Below are 14200 nucleotides of genomic sequence, written 5' to 3'. Positions count from 1 at the left end.
GTAACAAAAAACAGGGACAGTCCTTTCAGCAGAGGATTTGTCCCTGTTTGTATGAGATCAAATGATTAGCAGCAGCAGCGTGTAGCCGGCAACGCCGACCAGAAAAGCGCCAAAGCTGCTTTGCCTTTCTTCCGGAAGTTCTTCCTTCAAGATATTCAAAATCACTCCGCCAGCAAGAAAAGCCGTTAAAAAGGAAACGATGAACGGCTTGACTTCATATAAACTTCCTATGGCCCAGCCGATAAGAACCGCCACGCTCAACAGCCAACGGCCGTATTTGTCATAAATCGTTTCGTGCCGTTCACGAAGACTGAAATCGTTAATGATAAAATGGACGGCCAGCGCCAAAAAGTAAAAAATCATTCCCGTAACATTGGCAAACTCCTCTGTAATCAATAGATAGCCAATAATCGCATTATAAAAAAAGAAGGAACCGATATGAATCCAAAATATCCCCGCAGTGGCCTTCCTTGTATTGTTTTTCCGTTTTGACACTTTCACCATTCGTTCCAGACCATAAAACAGTGTCAGTCCCGCCAAGGCAATCAGGTAAATATGAGATTCAAGAAAAGAGAGACTCTCCTTGGACAATGCTTCTTCGACCGCCTCCTGGTGTTCATTTAAATCAGGCAATAAATGAATGAATACATATGCAACAGCAATGCCGCCTGCAATAGACAGAAACCGGCTCCTCGGCACATTATTTAAAAATAGCAATTTTTTAGAGAACAGGTGGATCAGAACAAAGCACACAGCAAACAAAAAACTTAGCCAAAACATGTAAAAACTGCCTCCTTTCCAGACTCCCTTCGTTATACCCTGATTGAGAGGGAACTATTCAGTTAGCAAGGCTTGTCTGGCTGTCAGGCAATAGGATTGAAAGAAGAGAACACATGTTCTATAATAATTGTATAATTAGGAAGGGAGCTGCATTTAATCAGGCAGCACCCTTGCGAACAGTGTAAGTGCGACGAAGAGCAGCGGGATTAACATCAATACGAACGAGAACTCGACGGATGGGGCTAAAGCCGATCCGGTTGTGGCACCTGAAAGAAGCGTAAACGAATAAATTGCAATAGCGCTTGTTCCGGCGGACGCATGTCTTCCCACCAGGAGAACGACCATCGGAATGGTCAACGATGTCGAGACGATGAGAAAAAAAGAAGCCATAGCAATGGTCGCCACATTCAAATGAATGGCTGCTGGAAGAAACCCAGCTGCCATTACTGCCAAATGCAACCGTAATACACGTTTTGCTCCGAATTTTTCCAACACCACGCTTGTGAAAAAGGAAGGGATGATCCCAATCAAGCTGATGGCACGAAACAGCTGCAGCGGAATCGGAAATTCGGGCCAGCTGGTATAAAGATAGATTTCAAAGGCTCCATAGAACAGCATGATCGGAAATAGAAGGAAAAAGGCAATTAGGTAAAGGCTGCGTACGATTCGGTTGCGCAGACATGATAAAATAGAACCAGTGAGTTTTTTTAATGCAATACCGTTTGCTTTTGCTGACGGCTGTAAGGTAAACAATAAAAATATAAAACAGGAAAAATAAAACACACTGAATGAGATGAACACACTGGAAATAGAGAAAGCATTCGCGAATGCCGCGGATATTATTTGACCGAAAACACCGGCAAAAAGGAATCCGGTATTGATGAGAGCGATGGCCAATCCTTGCAGACGAGGCCCGAAGCTGCGAAAACAATATCCGAACGCCAATGGTGCGAAACTGGCAGCAAGCAGCCCCTGTATCACACGCAAAAACAAAATAGACTTGATGGAATCAATCAGCGCAAGAACCACGGTTACGATTGTTAATAGAGCCATACCGGTCAACATGATCCGGCTTAAAGGAAGTTGATCGGCTAAAAAACCAAAAAATAAAAGTCCGATGGCGTAGGCCAGGATAAAGAAAGAGCTGGTTAGAGAGGCGTTGCCGATCGATACATGGTAGGTTTCCGACAGCAGCGTATGCAAAGGAATCATTACATATAAGCTGCTTGCGACAAAAACAGCACAATAAATCAGGGCGGCCGCGCTGATGTTTTGCTTGGCCATTCTGCCGCCTCCTTTTCATTAGACTAGTGTACTATATGTTGCAGGGGAAATTTTGTGATAAAGGGAGAGAGTGACGATGGGTGTCCGGTTTTTATTAGGGAAAGCGGGTTCTGGAAAAAGCAATCAGTGCCTGCAGGAAATAGAAGAAAAACTGAATGAGGAACCAAAAGGGCCGCCGCTTTTATATATTGTGCCGGACCAGATGACATTTCAACAGGAGTATGCCCTGCTGAAGAGAGAGTCGATCGATGGCAGTATCCGTGGACAGGTTTTCAGCTTTTCCCGGTTAGCCTGGCGGGTTTTTCAGGAGACCGGAGGAGGTACCAGAAAGTTTATTAGTTCTACGGGTGTCCAAATGATGCTTCGAAAAATAACCGAGGAAAGGAAATCGGACTGGAACGTATTCCAAAAGGCAATCGAAAAGCAAGGCTTTATGGAACAATTGGAACAAATGATTACCGAGTTCAAACGTTACCGGATTTCCCCGGAAGCCCTCGCCGAGCAAATCATCAATATGGACCGCTTCACCCATAAATATCCCGGGGAAACAGCGTTACGCAATAAGCTGGAAGACCTGAGTTATATTTATGACAGGCTGGTCGATGCGTTGAAAGATCAATATATTGATAGCGAAGACCAGCTGCAGCTGCTGGCGGAAAAAATAGAGGAAGCGTCCTTCCTCGAGGGCGCGGAAGTATATATCGACGGGTTTCATCATTTCACCCCACAGGAACTTCAGGTAGTCGAAGCATTGATGAAAAAGACGGAACAGGTAACCATCACCCTGGCCACTGAGGGCCCGGCAGGTAACGAGGCATCTGAGCTTGATTTGTTCTGTCTGCCTACCGAAACCTATCATGCTGTCCAAGCTGTAGCACAGGAGAACGGTGTGTCGATTGATGAAACCAAGCGTCTTAATCAGAAAGAAGGACGGTTTGCCAACCGGCCGTATTTTTCCCATTTGGAGAAATATTTTGATCAGCGACCTGCGCCTGCATATCCGGGATATGTGCCGATCCAGGTTGCCCAGGCAGTCCATCCACGCGCGGAAGTGGAGGGAGCTGCCCAGGAAATTCTGCGTCTCGTTCGTGAAGAGGGCTACCGTTATAAAGATGTCGCCGTTTTAATCCGGCAGACCGATGTCTATCATGATTTGATTGATACCGTTTTTGAAGATTACGGGATTCCGGTATTCATTGATGAAAAGCGCACCATGATGAATCATCCGCTGCTCGAGCTGATTCGTTCGGCGTTGGACGTCGTAGAAGGGAACTGGCGCTATGATGCAGTGTTCCGTCTGCTGAAAACGGGATTTATCCCTGTCTCCGACAGCGAGTATCCGTTAACCGAAGATGCAATCGATGAATTGGAGAATTACGTTTTGGAATATGGAATCCGCGGCAGAGATCGCTGGTACGGTGATCAGGAATGGAAGTTTCAGCGTTTCAGAGGCTTTGATCAGGCGTCGCAAACGGATAAAGAACGGGCAATCCAGACGAGAATCAACCGCTATCGTCACCAGGTCGTCCGGGCTCTTCAGCCATTTGATGAGCAAATCCGAAAAGAGGCAACTGTCATGGACAGGGCCCGTATCATTTTTGAATGGCTGGAAAAGCTCCAGGTGCCACGTCGGCTGGAAGCCTTCCGTACCGAGTTGGACGAACAGGGGAGAAATGAGCAGGGACGCGAACAGGAACAGGTGTGGGATGGAGTAATACAGCTTCTGGATGAGATGGTGGAAATAATCGGTGACGAACGCATGTCTTTACAGCTATTCCGTACGACCCTGGATTCCGGCTTGGAATCCCTTAAGTTTGCCCATGTGCCTCCAAGTATGGACCATGTCGTCACCGGGACAATCGACCGGTCGAGAATCAGCGGTATCAAGTGTGCCTTTTTGCTTGGGGTCAATGAAGGCGTTTGGCCAATGAAGCCTGCACCAGACGGGATGATATCGGAAGAGGAACGGGAATTGCTTGCTGAACAAGGCATTAGGCTGGCTGATGGAAGCAAGCGCCAGCTGCTTGACGATTGGTTTTATGTGTACCTTGCCTTTACCTGTGCCAAGGATAAACTTTGGATAAGCTATCCACTCAGCGACGAGGAAGGGAAATCCAAGGTGCCGTCCCAATTGATTAATCGTATCGAGGATTTGTTCCCGTCCTGCTGTGATCAACTGCTGCTTCAGGACCCGGAAGAACTAATGGAAGCAGACAGATTCATCTCGACCCCCATAAAGACGAGATCGGCATTGACAGCACAGCTGGCCCGGAATTTACGCGGTTATCCGATTCATGATATCTGGTGGAATGTACTAAACTGGTACATCGAGCATGAGCCGAAGGATGGCACGGCTTATACCATTTTGCAAAGTCTGTTTTATAAAAATACACCGGCAAACATAAAAGAGGAAACGGCTAAACAGTTGTATCCGCGAGAAGTGAAAGCAAGTGTTTCCCGGCTTGAAATGTACTATCGCTGTTCTTATCAGCATTTCGCTAAGTACAGTCTTGGCTTGGAAGAACGTCGTACTTATAAATTGGATGCTCCGGATATCGGACAGCTGTTTCATGAAGCTTTGAAGCAGATTACCGAGTGGATTCAACAGGAAGGGCGGGATTTTTCCGACATACAACGGGAAGAAACCAGCCATTATGCCAGCAGGGCAGTAAAAAGTCTGGCGCCTGTCCTGCAGCATCAAATCCTGCACAGTTCGAACAGGTATCAGTACATCCAGCAAAAGCTTCAGGAGATTATAGCAAGAGCAGCTTTCGTATTAAGTGAACAAGCAAGGCAGAGTCAGTTTTCTCCGGTTGGACTAGAACTTGGTTTCGGCCCTAATCAAGAGCTGCCGCCTATAACAATCGACCTGCCAAACGGTTTTGAGTTGATGTTAAGAGGACGGATCGACAGAGTCGACAAAGCGCTGGGACAGGACAATTTGCTTTTGCGAATTATCGATTATAAATCGAGCTCCAAAGGGCTGAATCTTGTCGAAGTTTATTACGGTCTTGCCTTGCAAATGCTGTCTTATCTCGATGTGATTTTGTCCCATTCAGAACAGTGGCTCGGCGAGAAAGCGAGCCCTGCCGGAGTACTGTACTTTCATGTTCACAACCCGATGATTTCAGGAAATAAACAGCTCGACGACCTGGATATTGAACAGGAAATTTTCAAGAAGTTTAAAATGCAAGGTCTGCTGCTGGAAGATGAGCATATCGTGAAAATGATGGATACCGGACTGGACAGCGGGATGAGTCGAATTGTCCCGGCTGGGTTGAAGAAAAGCGGCGGATTCCGCAAAGGTTCCTACACTGCCGGACAGGAAGCTTTTGACCAGTTGCGCCATTATATCCGGGAGTTGATGGTACAGGCTGGCACGGACATTACCAACGGTGGCGTCCACCTCAACCCGTATCAGCAAAAGCAGCAGGTGGCTTGTACTTATTGTCCGTTTAAATCAGTCTGCCAATTTGACCCGACGCTTCATGAAAATAATTACCGGCGGCTTAAGGATATGAAGGACGAGGAAGTACTTGATTTGATTGCCCGGAAGGAGGAAGACTGATGCCGCAATGGACAAAAGAACAGGAAGAAGCAATTTACGCAGCGGGAAGCGATATTCTGGTCGCAGCTGCAGCCGGCTCTGGTAAAACGGCAGTGCTTGTGGAAAGAATCATTCAAAAGCTTTTAAATAAGGAAAACCCGGTAGATATCGATTCCCTTCTGGTCGTAACCTTTACCAATGCAGCTGCCCAGGAGATGCGAAACCGGGTTGGAGCTGCGCTGGAAGCCGCTTTACAGGAAAATCCGGGGTCCCTCCATTTGAAAAAGCAGCTGTCCTTGCTGCAACGGGCATCCATATCCACCCTTCATTCTTTCTGTATGGAAGTAGTCAGGCAGCACGCCTATATGCTGGATATCGATCCCGGCTTTCGTATCGCCGATGATATTGAAGGAGATATGATCAGACAGGAAGTACTGGAGGAAATGTTTGAGGAATGGTACGGAAAACAAGGAGAGGAACAGGCAGCGTTTTTTGATGTCGTCGACCGCTTTTCCAATGACCGCAGTGATTTGGAAGTGGAAGAACTGATCCTTAAACTATATGATTTTGCAACGCAAAATCCGTGGCCTGATACGTGGCTGGATCAAATGGCAGCAATGTACGATGTGGAGGAGGCTGAGGAAGAATCTTTGCCCTGGCTTTCTATCCTGAAACGTGAAGTCAACAGCCAGCTTGACGCGATGCTGCATGAGGCTCAGTCCGCGCTTGAGGTGACGAGAGAGAATGATGGGCCCTATCATTATGCAGAAGCAATAGAGGCTGATTTGGAAATGTTCCAAAAAGCAAAGGCATTATTACAGCTATCATGGGAGAAGGCACAGCAGTTTTTCCAACAAAGCAAATTCCAGACGTTATCCAGGAAGAAAGCAGATTGTTCAGAGGATAAAAAGGATAAGGTTAAGGATCTGCGCACCAGCTATAAAAAACGTTGGAATGATCTTGCAGAAGATTGGTTTTCCCGCAGTATGGAAGCTTATTTGGCAGACATGAAAAGTCTTCATCCGACTATTGTCCAGCTGACTTTGCTCGTAAAGGAATTCAAACAGCGTTACACGCAGTTGAAAAAGGAAAAGGCAATTGTCGATTTTTCCGACTTGGAACATTACTGCCTGCAGATATTACTCGATGAAAGCTCGACTCCGGAACAACCTGTCCCTTCCAGCGTCGCCGGCAATCTCCGTAATCATTTCACGGAGATAATGGTCGATGAATACCAAGATACTAACCTGGTGCAGGAGACGTTGCTTTCCCTGATAACCGATCAAGAAGGTGCGGGGAATATGTTCATGGTTGGGGACGTCAAGCAAAGCATCTATCGTTTCCGGCATGCTGAACCTTCTTTGTTTCTGAATAAATACAAGCGATATGCCCAAGAAGCAAACCCGGGGAAACGAATTGATTTGGCTCGAAATTTCCGCAGCCGGGAACAGGTATTATCCGCTGCAAACTATATATTCCGGCAGCTTCTAAGCGAGGATGTCGGCGAGATGGAGTACGAACAAGAAGCAGAGCTGATTTATGCCAATCGTATTTATGACGAGTTGCAGCTGGGTGACACGGACACCGAATTGCATATTATTGACCGGGAAAACCAGGAAGAGCGCCAGCAGGACGATACAGGGGAAGAAGATTTTCAGGATTTAGAAAAAGCGCAGCTGGAAGCACGCGCTTATGCAGGAATGATTAAAAAATGGATCGGTGATGAGCAAAATCCTCCGATGCAGGTAGTCGATAAAGCAACGGGCAGCCAGCGTGACATTCAATACCGGGACATCGTAATTCTGATGCGTTCGATGACATGGGCGCCGACTATTACCGAGGAGTTAAAACAGCAGGGTATCCCTGTCTATGCCGAACTATCAACAGGTTACCTGGAAGCGATCGAAATTAAAATCATGATTAGCTTGCTGAAAGTCATTGATAACCCAAGGCAGGATATTCCGCTTGCTTCAGTACTCCGTTCCCCGATTGTCGGGCTGGATGAGGAAGATTTGGCGGAAATCCGATTGGCTCAAAAACAGGCTGCCTATTATGATGCTTTGCAGTCATTTATCGTTTCTTCATCTGATAACCGGAAAACGGCGAAAGTCCAATCGTTTATCAATAAATTGAAGGACTGGAGACTTCGGGCCAGGCAAGGGGCGCTGTCTGAATTGATTTGGCAGATTTATCGGGAATCAGGGTATTACGATTTTGTCGGCGGGATACCAGGTGGCAGACAGCGCCAGGCTAATTTGCGCGCATTATATGACCGGGCCCGTACTTATGAAAATACGTCATTCCGGGGATTGTTCCGCTTTTTACGGTTTATTGAGAGAATGGAAGAACGCGGTGACGATCTAGGTGCAGCGAGAGCGCTCGGTGAGCAGGAAGATGTTGTCCGCCTAATGACCATCCATAAAAGTAAGGGATTGGAGTTTCCGGTTGTTATCCTCGGTGCTATGGATAAACAGTTCAACCAGCAGGATTTAAGACAAAAATACTTGCTTCACAAGGACTTGGGCTTCGGCAGTAAATATATCGATCCGGAAAAACGGATCATGTATCCGACACTTGCTTATCATGCCTTGAAAAAAGAGAAGCAGCGGGAAATGCTGGCGGAAGAAATGCGCGTGTTGTATGTGGCTTTGACACGGGCTAAAGAGAAGCTGGTCATGGTCGGCAATGTTGCTTCCTTTGAAAAGAAGCAGGAGAAGTGGCAGCAAATTATTGAGCATAAAGACTGGGTACTCCCATCTCATTTCCGGCTGGAAACACAAAGCTATCTTGATTGGGTCGGTCCTGCTCTGATGAGACATGAATCCAATCAACCGCTCCGCAATGTAGAAGTGAGCCTTGAAGTTCCGGAGGCTATCCGACGTGACGCCTCTGCTTGGCAGGTTCAACTGCTCCATGGCAGTGAACTCGCCAATTTGGCCGTTATGGAAGCAGAAGAACAGGAAAAAATAAAAACAGCTGTTCAAGAATGGAAGCTGCTGCAAGGTACAAGGCCGGAACTGGATAATAAGGTAGCCAGCCGTTTATCCTATGTTTACCCTTACAAGAATGCTTCCTTCTACCGTGCAAAGCAAACCGTAACGGAATTGAAGCGGCAGCGGGAAATAAAAGATGAATACAGCAGTGATCAGCTTGTCCAGCGTTATCGAGCTCCTATTATCCGACGTCCACGTTTCATGCAGCAGGAAAAACAGTTGACTGCCGCCGAAAGAGGAAGTGCCATGCATGCAGTAATGCAGCACCTCCCATTCAATCGAACGTGGCAAAAAAACGCACTGGCTGAATTTGTCCAGGGCTTGGTAACCAAAGAGATACTGACCCAGGAAGAAGCAGATGTGATAGACATTGATGCGATAGAACGGTTCTTTACCACAGAAATTGGCAGACGGGCGATCGAAGCAAGTGAAGTAACTCGGGAAGTTCCGTTTAGCATCTCGATCAATGCGAAAGAAGTATATGCTGATTGGCAGGAAGAGACAGATGAGCAAGTACTTGTCCAAGGGGTGATTGATTGTATCATCCCGGATGGAGATGGATGGATCATCCTGGATTATAAAACAGATAGTATCGACGGAGAGGTTACGGCAGAGATGCAGCAAAGATTGAAGTCACGCTATCAGGTACAGCTCGATTTATATGCCCGGGCGCTTGAGCAAATTTGGAAGCAACCGATCTCGAATAAATACTTGTATTTCTTTGATGGTCCATTATTGATAGAAGTTTAGCAAAACCGGTGCGCCCAAAATAGGCGCACCGGTTTCTTTGCGGCATTACTTCATTTTAGCTGTAACGAACCAATATCTCCAAAATGTCCGCTGCCCGTTGTAATAGAGGCGTCTCTCCTTATGTGTTGGCGGTAACGTTTTGATCTGCAACATCAGGGTCAGCCGTATTTGTGGCACTCAGGCCGCTGTTCGTATTGATGAAGTCGCCGGTATTAAAAGAGCCAGAGCCTGAACTTACCTTGGAGGTGCTTTTTGGGGAGAGATAAAAGCTGTCGCCAAAGTTGATAACTCCGCCATCTATAGAGTTGATTTTTATTGGTCCGACTATCGACGGCATTAAAGGACACCTTCTTTATTTGCATTTATTACATTGTATTGGAGGAACTGTCATTCTGTTCCTCTCTGATAATCCGGATATGCTTTAATCGTGCCTCAGAATCCAAAACGTTTAAGCTTCCAACCTGAACAGTTGAAGAAGCTGCTACCCCAAGGACACGGATATTTCCGACACCAATTCCCGGGCAGTGATGAATCGTTGTTTGGCTCACCGGCGGAGCGGAAGGCAATGAGGCAGGCGGTTTGCTGAACACAGGAAAATCAGAAAATTCTACCTGCACTTCTCCCGTTTCGGCGATGCCTTCTTGTTGTACGGCGAGTACCATTGATTCTGGACGAAGGCTGTTAACATCGCCAACTTCCAATATCGAACTTCGGGATACTGCATTGACGTAAACAGTATCGACATAGGAAGTGCGTTTCATCATTAAGGACCTTCCTCTGCTTGACGCCCCAATGGAACGAGCGATCCGACTATATAAGACTCTGGTGGCGTATCAAAAAACGAACGCAAATTAATCTGTTCACAATCCCCGACCAATAAGGTGGATGAGCTAGAGACAGCTGTCATTTCTATATCGCCTACATTTAAATCCCAATTATGCACGGTGAAATTCATTCCGGGAATTCTCCTTTTTGAAAAAATTCATGGAGGGAATGGTTGATTTCCTGCCAAATGCGATCATGTATGTGCTCAGCATCCGGAGAATCTCCATCCCTGTTCTCTAAATAGTATGCAGCCCGCTCTGGCAACTGCTGTTTAATATCCTTTATGAGCATATCCTTCTGCTTGGGGGACAGTGGGCGCTGGTACTGTCTGGACAGCTCATTCAAAAGCTTTGGTGCTTCCGAGGTAATGAAACGATCCAGACCCGAAATGATTTGCTGTCCTGGTGCACTTGAATAGGGCTGCAGTCCATTTTTTTGCTGTTGATTGACTGCAAAATCTTCGATGGAATCCAAGCCTTCCGGACTGACACCGATATGCAAGGTTCCATCGAGACGTTCGATTTTCAACTGGTCAAAATGGTAATCAATTCTTTCGACATTCGTATGGTTGGTCTTTTGGCTTTTTTCCAGGTCAGCCACCCTTGCTTCCAGGTCCTGCAGCCGTTGATCCTGGTTTTGAATGTATTGCTGCAGCTGTTGAAAATATGTTTGCCAGTATGGTGGTGGATGCATCGCCGGATAAACTCCTTTCTGGGCTAAGACCTATAAAATAAGGTATGCCGGAAAAAGAGAATTGGTGCAAATCACTGCGGTGACAGCGGGACGAGTGTTTGCTGTACAGAAATCGACTCGGCTTCTTCTGCAGGCTGGGTAAATCCCCCGGTATTGTAAAGTTCCGCATTGGAACGTATCGCACCAGCGCTGCCTATTTGTAAAATAGACGCGTTGGAAACACTGTTTACTTTCAACATATGAATGCATATCGATTGATGAACGGTCAAATGCACAACCATCCCCCCTTAGCTTCCGATATTCGGCTGGTCGATTACGTCATCATCCTGAAAGTTCGTAACAGGATTCTGGAGTTGAATGTGAATGCCATTCCCCGTATTGAATGAGCCTCCGCCGGCAAAGGTTTTCGAATTCGTATAAGGGTTGATTGCGTAGACATCTCCGATATTGAATATGCTGGATTCAGAGATCGAATTGACTTTTACCGCTCCGACTACAGCAGGCATAGCACGATTCCTCCTTTGTATCACTTTATGATGCCATGACAAAACTGTTCAACTGCCCGGAAAAATTTCTTGGTATGTGACAAAGGAATTAGATAAAATGGCAGTAGACAGAAAACTATCTGGAAGAAACAGGGGGACTAGAATGAATCAATCAGGATTTCCACTCCATGATAAAGACCGACTTGCGTGGATAGATGCTGCGAGGGGCTTCGCTATTCTCGGCATTTTCATGGTCAATGTGCCGGCTTTCAATGCGCCGTTTTTTCTGTATGGCGGTGCGGAAGAATACTGGGACAATGAAGTGGATCACATCGTGCAAACCGGAATCGAGATCCTTTTCCAAGCTAGCTTCTATACGCTATTTTCATTCCTGTTCGGATTCGGTATGCAAACAATGTACGAACGCTTGCAGGCAAAAAAATTTAATCCCGTCCATGTATTGGTTCGCCGGTTGGTGGTACTGATCTGTTTCGGCTTGGTTCATGCCTTCCTAATTTGGCATGGCGATATTCTATTGTCGTACGGAATTATTGGATTTTTGCTGTTTGCTTTTTACCGACGAAAGAACCAAACGTTGTTGAGGTGGAGCTTGGGTCTTCTTTTCATTCCGACTGGGTTCCTAACGATGATTTCATTTATGGCGAGAAAATTTTTATCTGAGGTTTCGACGGGGGATGGCCAGCGTATTACAGCGGCCATGGCCAATTACGGGGAAGGCTCTCTCATGGACATTTGGCGGCAAAATGCAGTGGACTGGCTGTATACAAATGGAGGGATAGCCTATTTGTTTTTGACATGCAGCTTGCTGCCAATGTTTTTACTAGGCATGTATATTGCCCGTAAACGATGGCTTCATGACATCGAACGATATCGACCGGTGCTGGTACGGCTTTGGATACTCACCGGTGTTGTTTTTGTCCTCCTGAAAGCAGGTCCCTATGTGTTCGGCAATCCACTATGGCTTAGCGAGGCGAAACGAACAATCGGCGGGAGTGCCTCCGCATTGTTTTATGTATTGTCGGTCACACTGGCATTCCGCTATAAATCTGGCCGAAAGTTGTTTTCCCCGCTTACCTTGGTAGGGAGGATGTCGCTCACGAATTATTTGACACAGTCGCTGATTTGTTTCTTTCTGTTTTACAATACGGGGATAGGATTGTATGGATCAGTGCGCCCAATCTATTCGGTTGTATTCGTTCTCGTGATCTTCATTCTCCAGATATTGTTCAGCAACTGGTGGTTCAAGCGGTTTCGTTTTGGACCTGCCGAGTGGGTATGGCGCAGTTTAACGTATGAGGAAAAACAGCCGTTAAAGAAACGTTCCAAGTCTGTTGGTTAGCGTTGAATTATCTTTTAGGGCAATGGGACAGGAAAAATCCGAACAGTAGTCTGCGTACACATACCGCGTTTCAGCAGCTTTTCATTGCACGAATCAGACTGTTCGGATTCTTGTTCTTCCTATTTGGTTATGTCCTGTATCTATTATTCGTTAATTATGATTCTAGTACTTGCTTGATTTGGTCGATTGCCCACTCCAAATCTGATTTCTTGACGGTTAGCGGAGGAGCAAAGCGAATGACATTTTCGTGTGTTTCTTTGCAAAGCAATCCTTTTTCTTTCAGTTTTTCACAATAAGGCCGGGCGGATTCCGTTAGTTCGACGCCGATAAACAGTCCTTTTCCGCGGACCTCTTTTATGACGGGGTTTTTGATTTTAACCAGTTCTCCCATCATGTAATTTCCGAGTTCTAGCGAGCGATCTGCCAGCTTTTCCTCTTCGATGACGTCAAGTGCGGCGAGCGATACAGCACAAGCAAGTGGATTTCCTCCAAATGTCGAACCGTGTGAACCAGGGTTGAATACACCCAGTATATCTTTATTGGCCACCACACAGGAAATCGGGAATACGCCCCCACCAAGCGCTTTACCCAGTATCAATACGTCTGGGGATACTTGTTCCCAGTCAGAGGCGAACATTTTTCCGCTTCTTCCTAGACCAGCCTGGATTTCATCGGCGACGAACAGTACATCGTTTTGCTTGCACAAGTCGTAAGCTTGTTTTAAATACCCCTCCGGCGGGATGATAATGCCTGCTTCGCCTTGTATTGGTTCGACCAGGAAGCCCGCTGTGTTTTCGTTGACAGCCTCTTTAAGCGCTTCGATATCACCGTATGGAATCAACTTAATTCCCGGAAGCATAGGACCGAATCCGCGCTTGTATTCATCCTCTGAGGACAAGGAAACGGCCGTCATCGTTCTGCCGTGGAAGTTCCCGGTGCAGGCGATGATTTCTGCCTGGCCATCGTTGATGCCTTTTACGTCATAGCCCCAGCGCCGGACTGCTTTTATCGCCGTTTCCACTGCCTCGGCTCCGGTATTCATCGGCAGTGCCATCTCTTTATTGGTAAGTTTGCAAACTTTTTCGTACCATGGACCTAATTGGTCGTTATGAAACGCTCGTGATGTCAGGGTTACACGGTCTGCCTGCTGCTTTAACGCATCAATGATGCGGGGATGCCGGTGTCCTTGATTGACTGCAGAATATGCACTAAGCATATCCATATAGCGGTTACCTTCGGGATCCTCTACCCAAACCCCTTCAGCCTTGGCAACCACTATGGGCAGCGGATGATAGTTCTTAGCTCCATATTCCTGTGTTTGATCAATGATTTCCTGACTAGATCGTACCATGGTATCCCTCCGTTTCAAAGTTAAGCATACGCTTTCAATTATAACAGTTTTTTCTTATATAGGAAGTTCAAAAAATTCGGTAAAATGATTTCGATATTCCTCGTTAGCTTGCCAGTGCGTTATAGAAAGGCA

Annotated in this window: 12 protein-coding genes; 3 read left to right on the top strand and 9 right to left on the bottom strand. The window is 46.5% G+C overall.

Translation table 11 applies throughout. The features are described 5' to 3' along the window. Positions 1–57: 57 nt before the first annotated feature. Both BN1067_RS19160 and BN1067_RS19155 read right to left on the bottom strand, forming a co-directional pair. A complete protein-coding gene (locus tag BN1067_RS19160) occupies positions 58–780 on the bottom strand; it encodes a hypothetical protein (protein WP_053220397.1) in 723 nt (240 codons plus the stop codon). 153 nt (positions 781–933) lie between these two features. After that, positions 934–2064 (bottom strand): MFS transporter, encoded by a 1131-nt coding sequence (locus BN1067_RS19155; protein ID WP_053220396.1) that lies wholly within the window; start codon positions 2062–2064, stop codon positions 934–936. Between the two features lie 76 nt (positions 2065–2140). On the opposite strand from BN1067_RS19155, the gene addB reads away from it, so the two are divergent. Together addB and addA are read left to right on the top strand one after the other, a co-directional pair. Then, the gene (addB, locus tag BN1067_RS19150; protein WP_053220395.1) at positions 2141–5632 is read left to right on the top strand and encodes a helicase-exonuclease AddAB subunit AddB; all 3492 of its coding nucleotides are present in this window, start codon (positions 2141–2143) and stop codon (positions 5630–5632) included. Continuing rightward, a complete protein-coding gene (gene addA / locus BN1067_RS19145) occupies positions 5632–9354 on the top strand; it encodes a helicase-exonuclease AddAB subunit AddA (RefSeq protein ID WP_053220394.1) in 3723 nt (1240 codons plus the stop codon). The genes addB and addA overlap by 1 nt, the downstream gene beginning before the upstream one ends. 118 nt (positions 9355–9472) lie before the next feature. Here addA and BN1067_RS19140 read toward each other — a convergent pair whose 3' ends face one another. The 6 genes from BN1067_RS19140 to BN1067_RS19115 form a co-directional block, all read right to left on the bottom strand. Continuing rightward, entirely contained in the window at positions 9473–9691 is a 219-nt protein-coding gene (locus tag BN1067_RS19140; protein WP_053220393.1) for a spore germination protein, read from the bottom strand. A gap of 28 nt (positions 9692–9719) precedes the next feature. Further along, a complete protein-coding gene (locus tag BN1067_RS19135) occupies positions 9720–10118 on the bottom strand; it encodes a spore germination protein GerPE (RefSeq protein WP_053220392.1) in 399 nt (132 codons plus the stop codon). After that, positions 10118–10309, bottom strand: a complete 192-nt coding sequence (locus BN1067_RS19130; protein WP_053220391.1) for a hypothetical protein — start codon at positions 10307–10309, stop codon at positions 10118–10120. Before BN1067_RS19130 ends, BN1067_RS19135 begins: the two co-directional genes overlap by 1 nt. Further along, complete coding sequence (gene gerPC / locus BN1067_RS19125) at positions 10306–10872, bottom strand: spore germination protein GerPC (RefSeq protein ID WP_053220390.1); 567 nt, start codon at positions 10870–10872, stop codon at positions 10306–10308. The genes BN1067_RS19130 and gerPC overlap by 4 nt, the downstream gene beginning before the upstream one ends. Positions 10873–10943: 71 nt before the next feature. Continuing rightward, positions 10944–11147 (bottom strand): spore germination protein GerPB, encoded by a 204-nt coding sequence (locus BN1067_RS19120; RefSeq protein ID WP_053220389.1) that lies wholly within the window; start codon positions 11145–11147, stop codon positions 10944–10946. A 12-nt stretch (positions 11148–11159) separates the two neighbouring features. Further along, positions 11160–11378: a spore germination protein gene (locus BN1067_RS19115; RefSeq protein ID WP_053220388.1), complete on the bottom strand. Its 219-nt coding sequence runs from the start codon at positions 11376–11378 to the stop codon at positions 11160–11162. 142 nt (positions 11379–11520) lie between these two features. On the opposite strand from BN1067_RS19115, the gene BN1067_RS19110 reads away from it, so the two are divergent. Further along, a complete protein-coding gene (locus tag BN1067_RS19110; RefSeq protein ID WP_053220387.1) occupies positions 11521–12717 on the top strand; it encodes a DUF418 domain-containing protein in 1197 nt (398 codons plus the stop codon). 154 nt (positions 12718–12871) lie between these two features. On the opposite strand, the gene BN1067_RS19105 is transcribed toward BN1067_RS19110, so the two are convergent. Further along, a complete protein-coding gene (locus BN1067_RS19105; protein WP_053220386.1) occupies positions 12872–14068 on the bottom strand; it encodes an ornithine--oxo-acid transaminase in 1197 nt (398 codons plus the stop codon). Positions 14069–14200: the final 132 nt, after the last annotated feature.

Source organism: Virgibacillus senegalensis, from assembly GCF_000821245.2.
GTDB classification, from domain to species: Bacteria; Bacillota; Bacilli; order Bacillales; family Amphibacillaceae; genus Sediminibacillus; species Sediminibacillus senegalensis.
The sequence above is the reverse complement of the archived record's forward strand: the minus strand, read 5'-3'. Positions and strand labels throughout refer to the sequence as shown.

What these genes read in the sequence shown, in the direction of transcription:
- BN1067_RS19160 (WP_053220397.1), bottom strand. Translation starts at nt 780, where the DNA reads ATGTTTTGGCTAAGTTTTTTGTTTGCTGTGTGCTTTGTTCTGATCCAC.
- BN1067_RS19155 (WP_053220396.1), bottom strand. Translation starts at nt 2,064, where the DNA reads ATGGCCAAGCAAAACATCAGCGCGGCCGCCCTGATTTATTGTGCTGTT.
- addB (WP_053220395.1), top strand. Translation starts at nt 2,141, where the DNA reads ATGGGTGTCCGGTTTTTATTAGGGAAAGCGGGTTCTGGAAAAAGCAAT.
- addA (WP_053220394.1), top strand. Translation starts at nt 5,632, where the DNA reads ATGCCGCAATGGACAAAAGAACAGGAAGAAGCAATTTACGCAGCGGGA.
- BN1067_RS19140 (WP_053220393.1), bottom strand. Translation starts at nt 9,691, where the DNA reads ATGCCGTCGATAGTCGGACCAATAAAAATCAACTCTATAGATGGCGGA.
- BN1067_RS19135 (WP_053220392.1), bottom strand. Translation starts at nt 10,118, where the DNA reads ATGATGAAACGCACTTCCTATGTCGATACTGTTTACGTCAATGCAGTA.
- BN1067_RS19130 (WP_053220391.1), bottom strand. Translation starts at nt 10,309, where the DNA reads ATGAATTTCACCGTGCATAATTGGGATTTAAATGTAGGCGATATAGAA.
- gerPC (WP_053220390.1), bottom strand. Translation starts at nt 10,872, where the DNA reads ATGCATCCACCACCATACTGGCAAACATATTTTCAACAGCTGCAGCAA.
- BN1067_RS19115 (WP_053220388.1), bottom strand. Translation starts at nt 11,378, where the DNA reads ATGCCTGCTGTAGTCGGAGCGGTAAAAGTCAATTCGATCTCTGAATCC.
- BN1067_RS19110 (WP_053220387.1), top strand. Translation starts at nt 11,521, where the DNA reads ATGAATCAATCAGGATTTCCACTCCATGATAAAGACCGACTTGCGTGG.
- BN1067_RS19105 (WP_053220386.1), bottom strand. Translation starts at nt 14,068, where the DNA reads ATGGTACGATCTAGTCAGGAAATCATTGATCAAACACAGGAATATGGA.